At 39.4% G+C, this 19,134-nt stretch carries 18 protein-coding genes and 1 pseudogene; 11 read left to right on the top strand and 8 right to left on the bottom strand.

Translation table 11 applies throughout. From position 1 onward, the window contains the following. Window positions 1–4: 4 nt before the first annotated feature. The 5 genes and pseudogenes from ACLPIE_RS11155 to ACLPIE_RS11135 all read left to right on the top strand — a co-directional run. Window positions 5–520: pseudogene (locus ACLPIE_RS11155) on the top strand (hypothetical protein); the annotation flags it as partial. A gap of 210 nt (window positions 521–730) precedes the next feature. After that, window positions 731–1,387, top strand: coding sequence for a hypothetical protein (locus ACLPIE_RS11150; protein ID WP_430261695.1), 657 nt, complete (start codon window positions 731–733; stop codon window positions 1,385–1,387). A 2-nt stretch (window positions 1,388–1,389) separates the two neighbouring features. Beyond that, window positions 1,390–1,845, top strand: a complete 456-nt coding sequence (locus ACLPIE_RS11145; protein WP_430261694.1) for a hypothetical protein — start codon at window positions 1,390–1,392, stop codon at window positions 1,843–1,845. Between the two features lie 9 nt (window positions 1,846–1,854). Then, window positions 1,855–2,424, top strand: a complete 570-nt coding sequence (locus ACLPIE_RS11140) for a 3'-5' exonuclease (protein WP_430261693.1) — start codon at window positions 1,855–1,857, stop codon at window positions 2,422–2,424. A gap of 36 nt (window positions 2,425–2,460) precedes the next feature. Then, window positions 2,461–2,712: a pyocin activator PrtN family protein gene (locus ACLPIE_RS11135; RefSeq protein WP_430261692.1), complete on the top strand. Its 252-nt coding sequence runs from the start codon at window positions 2,461–2,463 to the stop codon at window positions 2,710–2,712. A 67-nt stretch (window positions 2,713–2,779) separates the two neighbouring features. Here the strand turns inward: ACLPIE_RS11135 and gndA are convergent, their stop codons facing one another. After that, a complete protein-coding gene (gene gndA / locus ACLPIE_RS11130) occupies window positions 2,780–4,186 on the bottom strand; it encodes an NADP-dependent phosphogluconate dehydrogenase (protein ID WP_430261691.1) in 1,407 nt (468 codons plus the stop codon). A gap of 241 nt (window positions 4,187–4,427) precedes the next feature. Here gndA and ACLPIE_RS11125 point away from each other — a divergent pair, with 241 nt between their 5' ends. Next, window positions 4,428–6,011 carry a TerC family protein gene (locus ACLPIE_RS11125; protein ID WP_430261690.1) on the top strand — a complete coding sequence of 528 codons (1,584 nt, stop codon included), beginning with the start codon at window positions 4,428–4,430 and terminating at the stop codon, window positions 6,009–6,011. A 216-nt stretch (window positions 6,012–6,227) separates the two neighbouring features. Next, on the top strand, window positions 6,228–6,791 hold the full coding sequence (locus ACLPIE_RS11120; RefSeq protein WP_430261689.1) for a hypothetical protein: 564 nt from the start codon (window positions 6,228–6,230) through the stop codon (window positions 6,789–6,791). 77 nt (window positions 6,792–6,868) lie between these two features. Here ACLPIE_RS11120 and asmA read toward each other — a convergent pair whose 3' ends face one another. From asmA to apbC, 6 genes are all read right to left on the bottom strand, one after another. Next, window positions 6,869–8,707 (bottom strand): outer membrane assembly protein AsmA, encoded by a 1,839-nt coding sequence (gene asmA, locus ACLPIE_RS11115; RefSeq protein WP_430261688.1) that lies wholly within the window; start codon window positions 8,705–8,707, stop codon window positions 6,869–6,871. A gap of 131 nt (window positions 8,708–8,838) precedes the next feature. After that, complete coding sequence (dcd, locus tag ACLPIE_RS11110; RefSeq protein ID WP_430261687.1) at window positions 8,839–9,420, bottom strand: dCTP deaminase; 582 nt, start codon at window positions 9,418–9,420, stop codon at window positions 8,839–8,841. Window positions 9,421–9,461: 41 nt separating this feature from the next. After that, complete coding sequence (udk, locus tag ACLPIE_RS11105) at window positions 9,462–10,106, bottom strand: uridine kinase (RefSeq protein WP_430261686.1); 645 nt, start codon at window positions 10,104–10,106, stop codon at window positions 9,462–9,464. Between the two features lie 182 nt (window positions 10,107–10,288). After that, complete coding sequence (gene htpX / locus ACLPIE_RS11100) at window positions 10,289–11,245, bottom strand: zinc metalloprotease HtpX (protein ID WP_430261685.1); 957 nt, start codon at window positions 11,243–11,245, stop codon at window positions 10,289–10,291. A gap of 104 nt (window positions 11,246–11,349) precedes the next feature. After that, on the bottom strand, window positions 11,350–11,910 hold the full coding sequence (locus tag ACLPIE_RS11095) for a LemA family protein (protein WP_430261684.1): 561 nt from the start codon (window positions 11,908–11,910) through the stop codon (window positions 11,350–11,352). Window positions 11,911–12,120: 210 nt separating this feature from the next. Then, window positions 12,121–13,233, bottom strand: coding sequence for an iron-sulfur cluster carrier protein ApbC (apbC, locus tag ACLPIE_RS11090; RefSeq protein WP_430261683.1), 1,113 nt, complete (start codon window positions 13,231–13,233; stop codon window positions 12,121–12,123). A 271-nt stretch (window positions 13,234–13,504) separates the two neighbouring features. On the opposite strand from apbC, the gene metG reads away from it, so the two are divergent. The 4 genes from metG (at window position 13,505) to cdd (ending at window position 17,925) form a co-directional block, all read left to right on the top strand. Next, on the top strand, window positions 13,505–15,532 hold the full coding sequence (metG, locus tag ACLPIE_RS11085) for a methionine--tRNA ligase (protein WP_430261682.1): 2,028 nt from the start codon (window positions 13,505–13,507) through the stop codon (window positions 15,530–15,532). 142 nt (window positions 15,533–15,674) lie between these two features. Next, complete coding sequence (locus ACLPIE_RS11080) at window positions 15,675–16,142, top strand: CidA/LrgA family protein (protein ID WP_430261681.1); 468 nt, start codon at window positions 15,675–15,677, stop codon at window positions 16,140–16,142. After that, the gene (locus tag ACLPIE_RS11075; protein WP_430261680.1) at window positions 16,142–16,837 is read left to right on the top strand and encodes a CidB/LrgB family autolysis modulator; all 696 of its coding nucleotides are present in this window, start codon (window positions 16,142–16,144) and stop codon (window positions 16,835–16,837) included. Before ACLPIE_RS11080 ends, ACLPIE_RS11075 begins: the two co-directional genes overlap by 1 nt. A 200-nt stretch (window positions 16,838–17,037) precedes the next feature. Next, window positions 17,038–17,925: a cytidine deaminase gene (gene cdd, locus ACLPIE_RS11070; RefSeq protein WP_430261679.1), complete on the top strand. Its 888-nt coding sequence runs from the start codon at window positions 17,038–17,040 to the stop codon at window positions 17,923–17,925. Window positions 17,926–18,041: 116 nt separating this feature from the next. On the opposite strand, the gene ACLPIE_RS11065 is transcribed toward cdd, so the two are convergent. Beyond that, on the bottom strand, window positions 18,042–19,124 hold the full coding sequence (locus tag ACLPIE_RS11065) for a hypothetical protein (protein ID WP_430261678.1): 1,083 nt from the start codon (window positions 19,122–19,124) through the stop codon (window positions 18,042–18,044). Window positions 19,125–19,134 lie beyond the last annotated feature (10 nt).

Below are 19,134 nucleotides of genomic sequence, written 5' to 3'. Positions count from 1 at the left end.
AATTATGTCTTATATTTCAACCTTTACGGGCAGGCGTTTTGATTTTATCAATATCAGTGCGGATGATATCGATATTAATGATATTGCTCAGGGTTTATCTAATGAATGTCGCTTTGCCGGGCAAATTAGCCAATTCTATTCTGTTGCTCAACATTCTGTTTATGTGAGTCAAATTGTACCGCCTGAATATGCGCTAGAAGCATTACTGCACGATGCTACAGAAGCTTATTGCAAAGATATCCCATCACCTTTGAAATCATTGCTTCCTGAATATAAAACTATTGAAAAACGGATTGATGCGGTAATTCGTCATAAATGGGATTTCCCTGAGTTAATTAGTGAAGTTGTTCATTATACCGATTTGGTTTTACTTGCAACTGAAAGGCGCGATCTGGAAGTTGATGGTGATAATTTCTGGCCTATTTTAGAAGGTGTTCCAGCAACTGATTTAATTACAGTTAGCCCACTATCCCCTATACAAGCGCGAGCAATGTTTATTTATCGCTACAACCAGTTAACAGGAACCATGCCTGAATTCGATGCAGATATAAGATTAAGCACAATCCGTGGTGAATGCGCTTGGGGAGACATTTATTCAGATAAGAAAAAACGCTTTCAAGATGGTGACCCTATTCAAACATCACGAGTTATCAATATCGATACTTATTTAACCGATGGCTATATACAAACAGTTAATTCAGTTTACAGAATTATTGTTTAGGTGGCTGATATGAAAGAGCGCGGAATTATTTTTAATGCTGAAATGGTACGCGCCATCATTGATGGCCGCAAAACTCAAACTCGTAGCGTAGTTAAAGGCGCGACAAGCAATCATATCTTTCATGGTTGGGTAACATCAAGCATACACTCAAAGGATGAAGGTGGGGCCTGCTGGTCTAATAACACCCTGTCCATGCGTGGAAACTCTATTAGATTGCATTGCCCGTTTGGTGAAATTGGTGATCGCCTTTGGGTTCGTGAAACATGGCAAGGGCCATTGATTAATTACACAGATGATGAGCCACCGTTCAAGGGGCATCATATATTCGAGAAATCAGATAATTGCGTTTACAAGGCTGACGGTGTGGCGACACCTGAATTTATTGACAGTGATGATAATTTTCGGCAAGGCTGGAGACCATCAAGCAATATGCCTCGCTGGGCTTCACGTATCACACTAGAAATTACTGATGTTCGAGTGGAGCGCCTACAAGAAGCTAGCGACGATGATTTTAAAGCTGAAGGCTATCCGCTGGAGAGAGAATTAACTGGTGGTAGTACTGATGCGTTTTGTTGGTTTCGTCACTTATGGGATTCAGTTAGTAAACCTGACTGTAATTTTGAAAGTAATCCGTGGGTGTGGGTTATTGAGTTTAAGCGAGTGTGATTATGAATAATGAAATGCTTGAATTAGCCAAAGAATTGAAAGCAGATGCGTTATTAACCCGCAGATATCAAATTGCAAAATGCTCTGTATGGAGTGACCAGTTAATTAATCTGTGTGAGCATGTTGAGAAAATATCTCAAGCAAACGAAGATAGCACTAAATTGATAGAAGCCTTCTGTGCTGATGATGCGGAGTGGCACAAGTTACTTGATACAGTGGAGCAAGAAAACTCAAAACTAATCCGTTTAGTAGTTAAGTTAGCGGATAAGTGCTCTGAAATGAAACAAGAATTAGAGCGTATTAATAAATTGCAGCCTGTAGCTTGGATGTATCCTGTTTTTCATGATGAGAAAATGCAATTCACAACTGATGCGATTGCATCTGAAAATATTGATATCCATTTTCAATCTCATGGTTCGCCACTTAAAGTCACACCACTTTATAAATTAGATAAATAAGGACTAACAATGAAATATAAACACTTAATGGTAGACCTAGAAACTATGAGCAATAAAGGTAATGCCGCTATTGTTTCTATTGGTGCAGTTGCTTTTGAACCCTCAACGGGTGAATTAGGTCCTGAGTTTTACCTAACGGTTGATCTGGTTAGTTGCGAAAAGCTCGGACTGCATATTGATGCCGATACAGTGCTGTGGTGGATGAAGCAAGGTAGTGAAGCTAGAGCTGGTATCGTTGCTGATGGGGTTAATTTACGTAGAGCATTACATGATCTTAACTGCTTTGCTGAAGATACATTAACTAATGATGTTCAGGTGTGGGGTAATGGCGTTGATTTTGACAATGTTATTTTGCATAACGCATATGGCGCGGTCGGTTTAGATCCATTCTGGAAACATTGGAATAATCGCTGCGTTAGAACGATTGTAGAACTTGGTCGCAGTGCTGGTATTGATCCTAAGCGTACACTCGAATTTGAAGGAGAACAACACAACGCATTAGCTGATGCAATCCATCAAGCTAAGTATGTGTCTATTATCCACCAGCATTTAATTAAACCAGTTAACGACGATATCTAATTTGTAAATCTGTATGCGGCAGATGTGGAGATAATTATGAATACAATGTTTTTATTATTAGCTGAATTTGAAACGTCTCAAATACCTTTAGCTGATATAGCTGAGAGATATTTAAAAATGAACCCTACGACAGCAGAAAGAAAGGCTAATGCTGGGGAGTTACCAATACCGACATACCGATTAAATGATAGCCAAAAGTCACCTCGTATAATCCACATCAACGACTTGGCGACATACATAGATAAGCAACGCAACGATGCTATTATTGAATTCAATAGAACCAGATAATAAAAAGGTGCTGATTTTCAGCACCCCTATAGCACCCCTAGTCTTAATAACTAGTTGTTTTTATGTCTCATTCCATCCATTCAGTATGGAAAACGCCTTCTTTATCCGTACGTTTATAAGTGTGAGCACCAAAGTAGTCACGCTGCGCTTGGATTAAATTTGCAGGCAATACCGCCGAACGGTAGCTATCATAGTAAGAAATAGCCGCAGAGAATGTTGGTGTTGGAATACCATTTTGTACACCATAGCAGACAACATCACGCAGCGCTTGCTGGTATTCGTCAGCAATTTGCTTGAAATATGGCGCTAATAACAGGTTGGCGATTTTCGCATCTTGGTTATAAGCATCAGTAATTTTTTGCAAAAACTGTGCACGAATGATACAACCCGCTCGGAAAATTTTCGCAATTTCACCGTAGTTCAGGTCCCAATTGTATTCATCTGACGCTGCTTTCAACTGCTGGAAGCCTTGCGCATAAGAAACAATTTTACCTAAATACAGAGCACGGCGAATTTTTTCGATAAAGTCTTTTTTATCGCCTTCAACCGCTTTCAATACTGGGCCCGTTAATACTTTTGAAGCTGCAACACGTTGATCTTTTAAGAAAGAAATATAACGTGCAAATACTGACTCGGTAATTAAAGTCAAAGGAATGCCTAAGTCCAGAGCGCTCTGGCTAGTCCATTTACCTGTGCCTTTGTTTGCTGCTTCATCCAAAATCACATCAACCAGATATTTACCATCTTCGTCTTTCTTCTTGAAGATATCGGCTGTAATTTCAATCAAATAACTGCTCAGTTCACCTTTATTCCACTCAGCAAAAATGCCAGCTAATTCTTCATTGCTCAGGTTTAGTGAGCCTTTTAGCAGTGAGTAAGCTTCTGCAATTAACTGCATGTCGCCGTATTCAATACCATTGTGAACCATTTTCACATAGTGGCCTGCGCCATCTGCACCAATATAGGTAACACACGGCTCACCTTCTGCTTTCGCTGCAATCTCTTTTAAAATTGGCGCAACCAGTTCATAAGCTTCTTTTTGGCCACCAGGCATAATTGAAGGGCCTTTCAGTGCACCTTCTTCACCACCAGAAACACCTGTTCCGATGAAGTTAAAACCTTGCGCTGATAATTCGCGATTACGACGAATAGTGTCAGTAAATAGCGTGTTACCACCGTCGATTAAAATATCACCTTTGTCCAAATGAGGCGTCAGCGAGGCAATGGTTTTGTCCGTTGCTTCGCCCGCTTTAACCATCAACAAGATACGACGCGGCTTTTCCAGAGAGTCAACAAACTCTTCAATTGTATAGTTAGGAACTAATTTTTTTCCTGGATTTTCAGCAATCACTTCGTCTGTTTTATCTTTAGAACGGTTAAAAATAGACACTGAATAGCCACGGCTTTCAATATTAAGCGCAAGATTACGCCCCATGACAGCCATACCGACAACACCAATCTGCTGCTTTGACATGAACAACTCCTGTCTGATTAGGACCAAGTCAGCCTCGACCGTGCTGACATTCTGTTAACGGGATCACATATTAACCTAGGATTGTGCAGCATGGTAGTTATTGATGCAATCGATGACGTATTCCCCCTTTTTTTGTTAAGAATTATCCAACTAAAGTGAATTTTTATTGATATTTCGTTCAACAAACCGCATTATTCACCAGTCGGCATAAGCCGTCATATCAGAAGGTAAAACAAACTGTATGGAATGGATCGCAGATCCTTCGATTTGGGCGGGCCTCGCTACCCTTATCGTTCTAGAAATCGTTCTTGGTATAGATAACCTCGTCTTCATCGCCATTCTGGCAGATAAGCTCCCGCCAAAGCTGCGTGATAGAGCCCGTGTAACTGGACTTTTATTAGCCTTAGTTATGCGTGTCGTGCTTCTATTCAGCCTGTCATGGCTTATCACCCTAACAAAGCCAATATTAACGCTTTTTGAGCACCCATTTAGTGCCAGAGACTTAATCATGTTGGTCGGGGGGCTTTTCCTCTTGTTCAAAGCCACGATGGAATTGAACGAACGGTTGGAGGGGAAGGACGAACACGCAAATACCCAAAGAAAGACATCAAGCTTCTGGGCCGTTGTTGCGCAAATTATTGTGCTTGATGCGGTATTCTCGTTGGACTCGGTGATCACTGCGGTCGGTATGGTTGATCATATCGGTGTAATGATTGCTGCTGTGACCATTGCAATGGCATTAATGATTTGGGCAAGTAAACCGTTAACTAGCTTTGTTAACCAACACCCAACCATTGTCATACTCTGTTTGAGCTTCTTACTAATGATTGGTTTCAGCTTAGTTGCCGAAGGGTTTGGCTATGCCATACCGAAAGGTTACTTATACGCTGCAATTGGCTTCTCTATCATGATTGAAGTCCTAAACCAATTTGCCCAATTTAACCGTCGTAAATTCCTTAAAGGCTCTCGCCCACTACGTGAACGTACAGCAGAAGCGGTATTACGTATTCTTAGCGGTAATAACGAGCGTGGAGAGTTAGACCCGCATACCTCTGATCTTATCGCTGATAATCAATCTGTTTTTGACCCTCAAGAGCGTTTGATGATTGCTCGAGTGTTAGGTATGGCGCAACGTAACGTCGAAAGTATTATGACTTCACGTCATGATGTGGATTACCTCGACATTAATAAATCTTCTTCAGATTTACTGCAACTAATGGAGAAGAACCCACACTCACGTTTAGTTGTCATTGATGAAACCATCAGTGATGAGCCGGTCGGTGTTGTCCACGTCATGGATTTAGTTAAGCAACAGTTAAGTGGCCAACCACTGAATTTACGAGCGCTAATTACTCAACCATTGATTTTCCCTGAAGGGCTATCACTGTTGAAAGCACTTGAGCAATTCCGTAAAGCACATACACACTTTGCTTTCGTGGTAGATGAATTTGGTTCTATCGAAGGTATCGTCACATTGACTGACGTGATGGAAACCATCGCGGGCAACCTGCCGGTTGGCGATGAAGAAAATGACTCACGCCACGACATTCAAAAATTGGATGATGGCACTTGGATTGCCAACGGCTTTATGCCACTTGAAGATCTGATCATGTTTATTCCTATGGAGTTAGATGATAAACGTGAATATGAAACTATAGCAGGTCTATTAATGGAAAACTTACAAAGGGTTCCTGAAGTGGGTGAGCAAGTCACTATCAATGGTTGCATCTTCCAACCTCTTGAGGTGAACAGCCACCGAGTCAATAAAGTATTAATCACACCTTCCGCGCCTAAAAGTGATGGCTATGATAATGAAGATGACTAGCCGATAGATTCTATCACTTTGCTATTAATACCGGCCCATTGGGTCGGTATTTTTTTATCCAAATAAAACTAAACTCATTCATATTTTTATAAAGCAACCTAAAAATAACTAGGTCATTAATGATAAATAGAGTATCGATTTATTAAAGAAATAATACTTTCATTCATACATAATTTAAATAACAAAAGATAATTAAATTACAGATGAAATATAACCATGAAAACAATCCAAAACATAACCTTAAATCAAAGAATAGTGAAATACATAAACAGTCATAATGATAAAAGTCCTATGACACAAGCCATTAAGAATATTAAATTTTTATCCGATAACCTACCCAAAATAGATAATAATAATAAAATAACCACAAAAACAATCATCTATAAAGATTTAAAAGCGATATTAAAACAAATAGATAGCGTAATTAAAGATACTAAGATATTTCTAGCTAAATCTGACGACAATAACGCAAGCATAAGACCCTCTCAAGAAGAATCTATGAATATGCAGGAAAATTTAAACCTCCTGAAGGAACAAATGATTGACTATAAAACCACTGTATTTTCTATAAGCACTTACGAACATAATACTAATAAAATAAAAGCACTATACAATGCAACAAATAAAATCGAGGATATAACAACAAAAGTCACTCAAAGTAATATTAAAAATAATCAGCTAACAAAACAACCTGAAATAGAAAAGAACAAACGTACGCAAGAATTAAACGAGAGAGCTATTAAAAGAACCGATTACGAAAATAGTCTAAATAATAGATAATTTTTCTAAGATTTATTTAGCCCCCTAAAGTTGTCATCCCATGATAGGGGGCTAATTCAATGATATAACAGCGTTTTTTATAATGCATTCAATAAATCATTGAGCCCTTTATTTTCTTCTTTCTTTAAGAAATTACCAAGGGCCTCTTTAGCTTGAGTTCGTAGCTCATTGCGTAATAATTTTTCTACATCTAGCTGATATTGCAAACTATTCCAACTACCATAAATACGTAGCGGGATAGTCATCGCTTGCAGCTGTTTAACTAAACGGGAATCACCGCCCCAGCCATTCGCAATATTCACACCTAAATTCACATCGATGGTTTCATTAGGGACATTTAAGCGCCCTTGACCACTAATATTAACCAGTGAAGACGTGGCCCGTAGAGTAGAAATATTCAAATTACCTTTATTTAAATTCCCTACGACGGTAAATAAATCCACTTCAGTAAAATTACCCGTATTCACTGGAGCATTAATTTTATTGGTAACCCGAGACACTGACTGCTGAATTAGCTGTGGAATATTCAAGCCCTGTAATTTTGCATTTCTCAATTCAAAATTAACAGGCCCCTGCCATTGGTTTTTCACAGCATAGCCATCATACCCAACACCGGATAATGCCGCATTAAGTGAAATAACCCCACTTAATTTTTGTGGCATATCAAATGCTTTTAATAATGGCGTTAAGTCGATATTTTTAAAATTAGGTTTTGCAGAAACATAAGCGGGTGTTGAACTGTAATTTAAGGTCACAGGAAGTGAGAAATCACCTCCAAACGCTTTACCTTGTAATTTAGCAACAGTTAAACGTGGTGCCTTATTTTGTGCTTCAAATATCACCTCATTAATCTGCATGCCACGGTAAATAAGCTGGTTAATCGTTAAATGAACATTAGCTGTAAATGCACGTAATCCAGATAAATCATATTGCTGAGCATTTGAGCCAGAAATTACAGGTTTTACACCAACACGATTATTGTTAGTGTCAGTTTCCGAATTATGCTTCGATGGTGCCATTCCCAGTAAATTATCTAAATCGAGTTTCTCTGATACTAATTCGATAGACAACTGTGGCGTGTCAGTCAATTGCATTGTTAAACGACCAGATAACGTACTTTCATTCGCTTTAATCTGCAAATTACTCAAACTGACATTTTCTTCTTTCCCTTTCGAATATAAAAAATCGGTCGTAATTTGACCATCAATACCACTTTCAGGCAAATCAACACCACTTAATTTATAGTCAAACTGGGTCAGTTGCCCCCTAATTTGTTGATTAATATTAGATAGGTCGACATCGGCTCGGGAATCAAACACAAGCTCCTGTTGGTTTTTGTTCAAATTTCCACTGAATTTAACAGCAACCTGCTTTTCATCACTTTTTTTCAAAGAGACATTAATATTTCGCAAGTTAAACTCATCTTTGGCTGTTTGCCAAATAACTAAACTATTAGAGATATTGATTTTTTCAATATCTAGCAACCAATTACTTTTATTTGCTGAGGGTGTTGATGTGATAGTTCCTTCAGGGGCAACGGGGGCGCTATGGTGAACCTGTGGATCACTTTCAGGGGTTTTTCGGATCACTGCACCATCAATAACGATTTGTTCGACAGACAGTTTATGGGAAATAAGCGGCCATAACTCAACATCTAAACGCATATTTTCAGCACTGAGAACAGGTTTTGCCGCATTGGGTGCTGTGAGTGAGAATGGTCCGGTAATGATGCTTAATGTCGGCCAAACATGCCACCGCATATCACCATTAAATTCAAGCTGATAACCACTTTTTTTCTCTACTTGTTCAACAATGTAGTGACGAAAATCGTTTGGGTTCACTAACATGACTAATGTTGTTAGCCCCGCCACAATCACTACAAGTAAAATAATCAGTGTCGTCAAAAAACGTTTCATGTTTCCCTCCCCTAACCCCAAACTGTGCCCATTAATAAAATGAACACAACACCATTATTATCCCTTAAAGTAGGCGGAAACTGCTTCTTAGCTCCATTAAAGAATAACAATTTCCGCAAGCTTACCTAAAATTAATCTTCGCTAATTCGGCTACCAACAGCGCCCTGCTGGTTTTTGTATTTCGCATCTTGGCGGCTGTTATAAGGGCGATCAGCACAGCCAGATAGCGGTTCAAAACTCAGCGCGCCAATTACCATACCTGGGCGCAACGCCAAAGGTAATTTGCCTGAATTATAGAATTCTAGCACGATTTGTCCATGCCAACCCGGATCAATTCGGTGGGCTGTAACATGCACCATCAAACCGAGTCTCGCTAATGAAGAACGGCCATCTAACCAACCGACAAGGTTATCAGGGAGCGTAACAGACTCAAGCGTCACTGCAAGTGCTAACTCTCCAGGGTGTAGGAAGAATGGCTCATCTTCATCGAGAACAATTTCATCGCTCATCACGCGGTCTAACGCAGCATTAACCTCATCTTTCGGGCCACTAAGGTCAATAAATGCGGCTGTATGCCCACGAAAAACACGGAATTGATTCCCTAAACGAACATCAGCTGTTGCACCATTGATCCGTTCAATTGGAGGGCGCGGACTAATAACTAACTTACCATCATCCATCCATTGAATAATATCGCGGTCACAAAGACGCATGGTTGTTTCCCCCTTCATTATTATAATTTCTGCGCAATTAACTAATCTTGACAGAACTCACCGATTTTCGCTTTTAAGATATCTATAGCAACACGGTTTTTTCCTCCGCGAGGAACAATAATATCTGCATATTGCTTAGACGGCTCAATAAATTGCAAGAACATTGGGCGAACCGTTTTATTGTATTGATCAATGACTGAATCTAATGTTCTCCCCCTTTCATTTACATCACGTTTAATGCGCCGCATCAAGCAAATATCGAGCGGAGTATCAACAAAAATAGAAAAATCCATTTCTCCACGTAAGCGTTTATCTGTCAGTAGCAAAATACCTTCAATGATAATCACTTTTTTCGGCCTAAACGTGATGGTTTTTTGTTTACGTGTGTGGGCGACATAGTCGTATTGTGGAATTTCTACTGCTTGACCACTTTTCAGTGATTTAAGATGTTCATAAAGTAAGCTATGATCCATAGAGTTAGGATGATCATAGTTCACTTTAAGCCGTTCTTCCATTGGGATATCTGCTTGATCTTTATAATAACAGTCCTCTGGAATAACACCGATATTATGATCACCGACCTGTTCTCTGAGTTCTCGATATAGAGTACTGGCAATTAAGCTTTTGCCAGATGCAGAGGCTCCCGATATACCCACAATGGTACAGTGATGCGCTATGTCAGTCATAAAATGATAACCTGGTTAAATATTTTAGAAGTGAAAATACATAACATCTAAATGTTACGTTGGCGGAATTATAGGAGGTAATGACGTGTTGTTCCAGCGTCCCTAGATAAAGTTCGCTAAAAAAAACGCCAATAGGCGATGAAAAACCGTCAAAGAATACGTTGCGTAATTATTTTTTCCTATTAAAACTGTTTTTTTCCTTCTAAAACCGCAATGCGGTTTTCGATAGAGGGATGAGTAGAGAATACCGAATCGCCCTTATTAAAAATATACGCCGCTTTTCGATAAGCTTGGCCAGTGCTTGTTTCATCGTAATCATGTGTTTCATGTTTCCCTGATATTTTTTTTAATGCACTGATCATCGCTTGGTTATCAGAGGTCAAATCTACCGCCGCCGCATCAGCCATATATTCACGGGTGCGCGACAAATAAAAATACAAAATTTGAGTGATCCACGGTAATACAAAATTCAACACTAATAAAATGACTTGGGCTTTATTTGCGGCATTGTTGCGACTTCTTCCTGCCGTACGAATAAAAATCTGACTAAATATGTTAGTTACCGTTAAAATCACATTCGCTAGAATGCCAACATACAAAGTTAATTTTGAATCGCCATGAATAATATGCCCAACTTCATGAGCCAAAACAGCTTGAACCTCTTGGCGATTAAGGCTTTGAAGTAAACCACGAGTCACGCCCACAAGTGCGTTACGTTTATTCCATCCCGCAGCAAAAGCATTCGGTTCGTCAGTCTCTAAAATATACAAACGAGGAATATAGCCCAAACTTGCGCTTAAACTGAGTTCTTCAATAATATTAAAAAGTTGTTTTTCTTCAGAGCTTGTCGCATTTTCTTGGGTAATTTCCCTTGCATTCATTCCTGCTAACATCATTTTATGACCTCTAAAATGAATATAAATCAACCCAAGGAATGTCAGACCTAACACAATCAAAGTTGCTACTGGCAATTCTTTTAACGTCAAAAACGCCATCGCATTATCAAATAAATCTAATTGCTCATTTGGATGAGTAGCAATATCCGCTAATAACCCAATGACTAACATTAAAAATATATAACTCATCACAACTAAGCGAGTACGAATATTATTTTTGCGAATGACGTTTCTAAAATCCATAAAATGACCTGCTCTCTATAACAACACCTAAAATATTGGAGTGCTATGAGGAAATTAATTCCTTAGCACACCAATAATTTTTAACATTATGAATTAAAAAACATTTAATCAAAGTTAATACGGCGAGACTCTTCAGTCTTAATCGTTTCTTCATCAAGACGCCAGTATTCCTTAGTAATTTTCAAGCTAGGAATAATGCCAACAATAAGTGCGGCAGGCATGGATGCTATATAGGCATTATAGGTTTCTAATGAACGGTTATAACCACGTTTAGCAAAAGAAAGTTTATTTTCTGAAGAAACAATCTCTTCTTGTAAGTTAGCCATGATCGCGTCAGATTTCAGTTCCGGGTACGCTTCAACCGCAACGTTAATTGCGCCACTAGAAACCATCTTAGACAAAGCATCCTCTGCTTCACGGGCTTCATTCCCAGTTGCATTACGTGCTTGAGTACGCAACTCAGTGATTTTGCTGAAAACTTCAGTTTCATGGCTTAAATATTTCTTAACCGTCGCTAATAAGCTGTCGAATACTTTTCCACGGCGATCTAATTGCACTGAAATTTCTGTTTCGCTGGAAACTACGGCCTCACGTAGCGCAACGATACGGTTATAAAAATAAATGACAATTAGCACTAATACGACAATAAAAATTAAAAATTTCATAATCACCTTTTAGGGTTTACCCGACAGGAAGAAAACTGATTAAATATAATATTCCCCTATTCTACGCGAATATAAAGCAATAAAGAAATGCTCAGTCAATAAATCAGAAAAAGAGAAAATTGAGAATAGAACTGAAGTAATGGAAGTTTAAAAATAAACAAGGCTACTTAGCAGTTAAGCATAAATAGCCTTGTTAAGAATAACTGTTAATTAAACAGCACGGAAAGAAATTTCCGTTGGGATTTTATCCCCTTCCCAATACATCAGAGCTGAAATACCTGACGCAATTTCACGGTAGATATCCGCAAATTCACCTTCAGGATCGCGCATTACCGTTGGCTGTCCACGGTCAAGGTCTTCACGCAAAGAGATATGAAGAGGAACTTGGCCTAGCAATTTAGTATGGTATTTTTCAGCGAGTTTTTCTGCGCCGCCCGTACCGAAAATAGGTTCAACATGGCCACAATTACTGCAAATGTGGGCACTCATGTTTTCAACCACACCCAGTACAGGAACGTTTACTTTCTTAAACATCACGATGCCTTTCATTGCATCAACCAAGGCGATATCTTGTGGAGTTGTTACCACAACAGCACCGGTTACAGGGATATTTTGAGAAAGCGTCAGTTGGATGTCGCCTGTTCCTGGTGGCATATCGATGACCAAATAATCCAAATCTGGCCATAACGTATCTTGTAGCATTTGCATTAATGCTTTGCTCGCCATTGGGCCACGCCAAACCATTGCGTTATCATCGGTCACTAAGTAGCCGATTGAATTTGTCGCCAAGCCATACGCCATAATAGGTGCCATATGCTGACCATCCGGAGAGGTTGGGCGCTCTAACGTAGTACCTAGCATGTTTGGAATCGATGGACCATAAATATCCGCATCCAAAATGCCGACTTTTGCCCCTTCTTGTGCCAATGCTAACGCTAAGTTGACAGAAGTGCTTGATTTACCAACACCACCTTTACCTGAACTCACAGCTAAAATATTACGTACGCCATTAATGCCTGGCAAATCATTAGCACGTTTTAACGTCGTAATATCGTGACGAAGCTTCCACTCAACCGCATGAGCACCAGTTAATTTCTTCAGTTCTGCCGTTTTTTCGCTAATCAATACTTGGAATGGCCCTTTCCAGACGAAAGGCATTACTAACTCGACATGCAGCACATTATCCAACATTGCGCAGTGATGTAATGCCTTGATAGAGACCAAATTACGCTGCAATGTTGGGTGTGTAAATGAAGCCAAAACTTGGGAGACTTGTTCAGTCAGCAATTCTGGTTTGTTCTGCTCGGGGGATTTATCGTTCATCCCGGCTCCTTTATTTATATTTTTGAACGCCATCTTTTTGAACTGTATATTCTAGACAAGTTACATAAAATTTCATCTATATACATTGACTGGGATTAATCATAACAGAGAACACAAAAAATAGTGATTGCAAAGCATAGGAAAAGCCATGAAAGATAAAAATTTCTTTTTCAAACAAATTTCCAATTAATCTTTTATACCCCTAGCAGCGATGGTTTTGATCGGTTAACATCAAAGACCCTTTTCAAATAATGGAAGTAAGAAAGTTACTATGTCTCAAGTCGCGAATAAATTACTGGTAACCTGTGCGTTACCCTATGCTAACGGTTCAATCCATCTCGGTCATATCCTGGAACACATTCAGGCTGATATTTGGGTCCGTTATCAGCGAATGCGCGGCAAAGAGGTTCACTTTATCTGTGCCGATGACGCGCACGGAACACCAATCATGCTTAAAGCACAGCAGCTTGGCATTTCGCCAGAAGAAATGATTGCAGCGGTGAATCAAGAGCATCAGAACGATTTTGCTGATTTTGCCATTAGTTATGATAACTATCACTCTACGCACAGCGAAGAAAACAAAGTGTTATCAGAACTTATTTATGGAAAGCTGAAAAACAACGGTTTCATTAAAAATCGGACTATTTCACAGCTTTTCGACCCAGAAAAAGGCATGTTCTTACCTGATCGCTTCGTTAAAGGCACTTGCCCAAAATGTAAAGCAGAAGATCAGTACGGTGATAACTGTGAAGTGTGTAGTGCAACCTACAGCCCGACTGAATTAATTAATCCACGTTCGGTGATTTCCGGTGCCACACCTGTCATGCGTGATTCAGAACACTTTTTCTTTGACCTTCCTGCATTTAGCGACATGCTACAAGCATGGACTCGCTCAGGCGCACTGCAAGAACAAGTGGCCAATAAAATGCAAGAGTGGTTCGAGTCTGGCTTGCAACAATGGGATATTACCCGTGATGCACCTTATTTTGGTTTTGAAATTCCAAATGCACCGGGTAAATATTTCTATGTATGGTTAGATGCACCGATAGGCTATATGGGGTCATTTAAAAACCTGTGTGATAAACGCGGTGATCTTGATTTTGATGAATTCTGGAATAAAGACTCGAAAACGGATCTTTACCACTTTATCGGTAAAGATATCGTGTATTTCCATAGCTTGTTCTGGCCTGCGATGTTAGAGGGCAGCCAATTCCGTAAACCAACGAATCTATTCGTGCATGGTTATGTCACAGTTAATGGCGCAAAAATGTCTAAATCTCGCGGCACATTTATCACCGCACGTTCGTATTTAGATCATTTAGATGCTGACTGCTTGCGCTATTATTACGCAGCAAAACTGTCTTCTCGTATCGATGATATCGATTTTAACTTAGAGGATTTCGTACAGCGCGTAAACAGCGATATCGTCAATAAAGTGGTTAACCTTGCCTCACGTAATGCGGGTTTTCTTGCTAAACGCTTCGATGGCAAATTATCCGCTCATTTAGCTGAGCCAGAGTTATACCAACAATTTGTTGATGCCGCTAAAGTTATCGGTGAAGATTTCAGCAACCGTGAATACAACAAAGCTATCCGTGAAATCATGGCATTAGCTGATATTGCAAACCGCTATGTTGATGAAAAAGCACCTTGGGTTGTCGCCAAACAAGAAGGGAAAGATCAAGAACTGCAAGATATTTGCTCAATGGGTATTAATTTATTCCGTGTTCTGATGACTTACCTAAAACCGGTTTTACCAGGCCTAACAAAACGTGCAGAAGCATTTTTAAATACTGAGCTTTCATGGGATGCAATCAACACGCCATTGCTTAATCATAACGTTGCTCCATTCAAAGCGTTGTTTAACCGCATAGAAATGGCAAAAGTGGATGCGATGGTTGAAGCCTCAAAAGAAAGTATCAAACCTGTTCAGCAAGTTACGGGACCGCTGGCGGATGATCCTATTCAAGAAACCATCTCTTTTGATGATTTTGCGAAAATCGATTTGCGTATTGCCTTAATCAAGCAAGCTGATTTTGTTGATGGGTCAGATAAACTTCTAAAATTGCAATTAGATATTGGTGGTGAGACTCGCCAAGTATTTTCTGGCATTCGCTCTGCATACCCAGACCCAAAAGCACTAGAAGGTCGCTTAACGGTTATGGTAGCCAATCTCGCGCCACGCAAAATGCGTTTTGGTATATCAGAAGGCATGGTAATGGCTGCCGGCCCTGGCGGTAAAGATATCTTCTTACTGAGCCCTGATAGCGGTGCACAACCGGGTATGCAAGTTAAATAAGCCATACTCGTTTTAATGGGGTTTAATTTCAGGTGGGAAGCTAAATACTTCCCACTTTTTTATTGCCTTTTTATTGTGATCGGTAGCACAATAATAAAGTTAATTGTATGATGAATAGATATTACGTAACAGGACAACTCCCATGTCATTTAAACAGGTACTGATAACTGGATGGCAATACTTGCGTGCTTTCGCAATACTTTACCTTTGTCTCATTATCGGAAACCTTATTTCTACCCTACTTCCTTTTGCCATTCCCGGCAGTATTGTCGGCATGTTAATTTTATTTATATTGCTTGCATTGCAAATCATTCCAGCCCATTGGGCGCAACCAGGTTGCAGTATTTTATTGAAAAATATGACTATCCTTTTTGTGCCTATCGGTGTTGGCATCATGAATTACTATGAGCTACTTAGCCAACAGATGCTCCCAATTATCGTTTCTTGTGTGGTGAGCACGTTAGTCGTTATGGTCGTTGTCGCGATCAGCTCTAACTATATCCATAAAGAACGCCCCGTTGTTGGGGCAACACCCGATGAAGTCCCCCTTCCCCCTGAAGACGCAATTTCTTCAGTGATTAATGATGATAAAACTAAGGGGAATGAATAATGTTAGAGCATATTTGGTGGTCTTTACCGCTAACCATTGTCGTATTTTATTTAGCACGCCAGCTATCTGTAAAATTTAAATTACCTATTTTAAACCCGCTACTGATCACGATAGCGGTACTTATCGCGCTATTAGTGCTGACCAACACATCTTATGACCATTACTTTGCAGGGAGCAAAATACTCAATGACTTACTGCAACCCGCCGTTGTCGCACTCGCCTTTCCTCTCTACGAGCAAATGCACCAAATTCGTGCACAATGGAAGTCATTATTTAGTATTTGTTTTGCAGGTAGCTTAGTTGCTATGTTTAGCGGTGCAGCTATAGCACTCTGGCTTGGCGCAACCCCTGACATTGCGGCATCAATTTTACCTAAATCGGTTACCACGCCTATCGCAATGGCTGTTGCAGATTCCATTGGGGGAATACCTGCAATTAGCGCCGCTTGCGTCTTATTTGTGGGTATTTTAGGGGCCATGTTTGGGCACAGTTTATTTGATGTTTTGCGCGTTCGTACTCATGCTTCTCGTGGACTTGCTATGGGGACAGCCTCTCACGCACTAGGAACCGCACGCTGCGCTGAAGTCAATTATATTGAAGGCGCATACAGCTCTCTGGCACTAATGACCTGCGGCGTGATAACCTCATTGATTGCACCTTTTATATTTCCTGTCATTCTGCATCTTTTTGGCTAAGCTTATTAATAAATACCATTTAGTATGATGAGTAAAAGAAATAAACTATTTTTTACTCATCATCACACAGCAAAAACATGAGACACATCTCTCAATTAACAAATTCGTTTCACTAATTTCATTATAAAAGTGATTTATGTCACATATTATTGTAGGCATTATTGAATAGAATAAAAACAATTAAATAGGGAGGGTAACTCATGCATTCAAGATTTAAGACCGCTTTGGCCGAGCTTCCAGAAAAACTACAGTTGATACTTAGACCTATCATTGATAAATCTGATTTTCCGGGTATGTTAACTGCGGAACAAGTTAACCATATAAAAGCAGAAAGTGGTGTTAGCACCTCTGAATTGGCCTTTGCGTTATTACCTTTTGCCGCTGCTTATGCTATCACGCCAATCTCCCATTTCCACGTTGGTGCAATCGCTTGCGGTGCGAGTGGTAATTTATACTTCGGCGCCAATATGGAGTTTAGCCATGTCTCTATGGGGCAAGTGATCCACGCTGAGCAATGTGCTATCACCCATGCATGGATGAAAGGTGAAACTCAAGTCACCTCTATTACAGTAAACTACACACCTTGTGGCCACTGCCGTCAATTTATGAATGAACTCCGTGAAGGCGGAAAAATAATGGTGAACTTGCCGGGTCGCGAGCCTGCGGTATTACATCATTACCTACCTGATTCATTTGGCCCTGCGGATTTAAACATTACGACTTTATTATTAGACCCTACTGACAACGGGTATAAAAACCAAAGTCGCGATAGGTTGCTCAATGCTGCTATTGAAGCGGCAAACCAATCTCACGCCCCTTATAGTGAGTCCCATTCCGGTATTGCATTACAGCTGAAAGATGGATCTTTATTTACAGGCCGTTACGCAGAAAATGCCGCATTCAACCCAAGTTTGCCACCACTGCAGGCCGCTTTAATTATGATTAACCTTGCAGGTAAAGATATTCACGCTATTGAGCAAGCTAAGTTAGTTGAAAAGCAAGATGCGATAGTGAAACAATGGTGTACCACTGAAAATACTTTAAATACACTCGGCTGCCGCCAAGTGGAATTGGTTTATCTCGATTAATTTTATATTGATTTAAGCATAACGGTTATTGTGAGTTGTATGCACAGACAGCAATAACCGTTTATTATTATGTGCCATGATAAATACTTGTTCTTTATTATTATCGCTATTTAATTTTAATTAAAACCAAATGAGTTTCCGGAAGAATAGCCACTATAGCTAAACTCAGGTATACTCGGCATTGAAGGCATTGAGTATCTGTCATCAAATGAGCTCATTGAATTATTCATTGATGACATATTGTCTCTTAACTGACCAATCATATTTTCAAAATGACGGTTATGTTGAAAGGTATCTTCAGGGAAGTCTTTAAATCCATGTGTTTCTGGTAATACAACACTAGGTCTCTCTAGATAATGATTTTTAGGTTCTTCCGTATTCTCAGTTTTCAACGTATCAAATAGATGTGTTGTTAATGGGGCTAGCTCTCTATGCGGTTCAATTTTTGGATAATTATGATCTAATATCGATTTATCTACCATATTGTGAGAGTGTTTGATTGGTGGAGTGGATAGCACTTCCCTGTTTATAGACTGCGTTATACTTGGTGATGTTGTGCTATCAACACCATAAATATCTAAATCGCCTTTAGGGAGAACCTTTTTTAACTCATCTACGTAAGCTGCTATATGTTCTTTGAGTGTTATTCCTCTTCCAGCAAGGTGTTCACCAAAAACAGCCCCTATTTCTTTTATATTATCAATTGTTAATAATGTCTCCCCCCAATTAACGTAGGTCTTTATCGATTCCATCTTTGGATTTTTAATTATTTCAAGAAATATTTCATCATTTAAGTAAATAGAGAATTCCAATTCAGCCTGATCATTACCCGCAGATTTTAACATTTGAAGGTGAATTTCTTCATGTTTATTTTCTGGCAAAATCTGGTAAGGGATTGTTAATGTCCACCCATACCTTGATATACCATTACGTTTAAAAGCATTATAATGAATACTTTGTACTTCTTGTGATGTTAAATCTCCTCGTATAACACCATCACTATCACTTCTTGATATCAATGTTGTCATAGTTTCATCTGCTAAATCAAGTTTTAATTTATCCAAAATAATTTCACTTTTATTTATTCCTATTTCACTTAACTCTTTAGCTATAAAATTATTTGCAACCCTTCCAGATAAAGATTTATCTTTAACTAATCCGTTTGCAATAATAGCATAATGAGAACCTGCACTTTCCAAATAATCATAA

Origin of the sequence: Providencia sp. Me31A (assembly GCF_050487165.1) — a bacterium.
GTDB lineage: Bacteria > Pseudomonadota > Gammaproteobacteria > Enterobacterales > Enterobacteriaceae > Providencia.
Note: the sequence above shows the minus strand (reverse complement) of the source record. Positions and strands in the feature narration are given on the sequence as shown.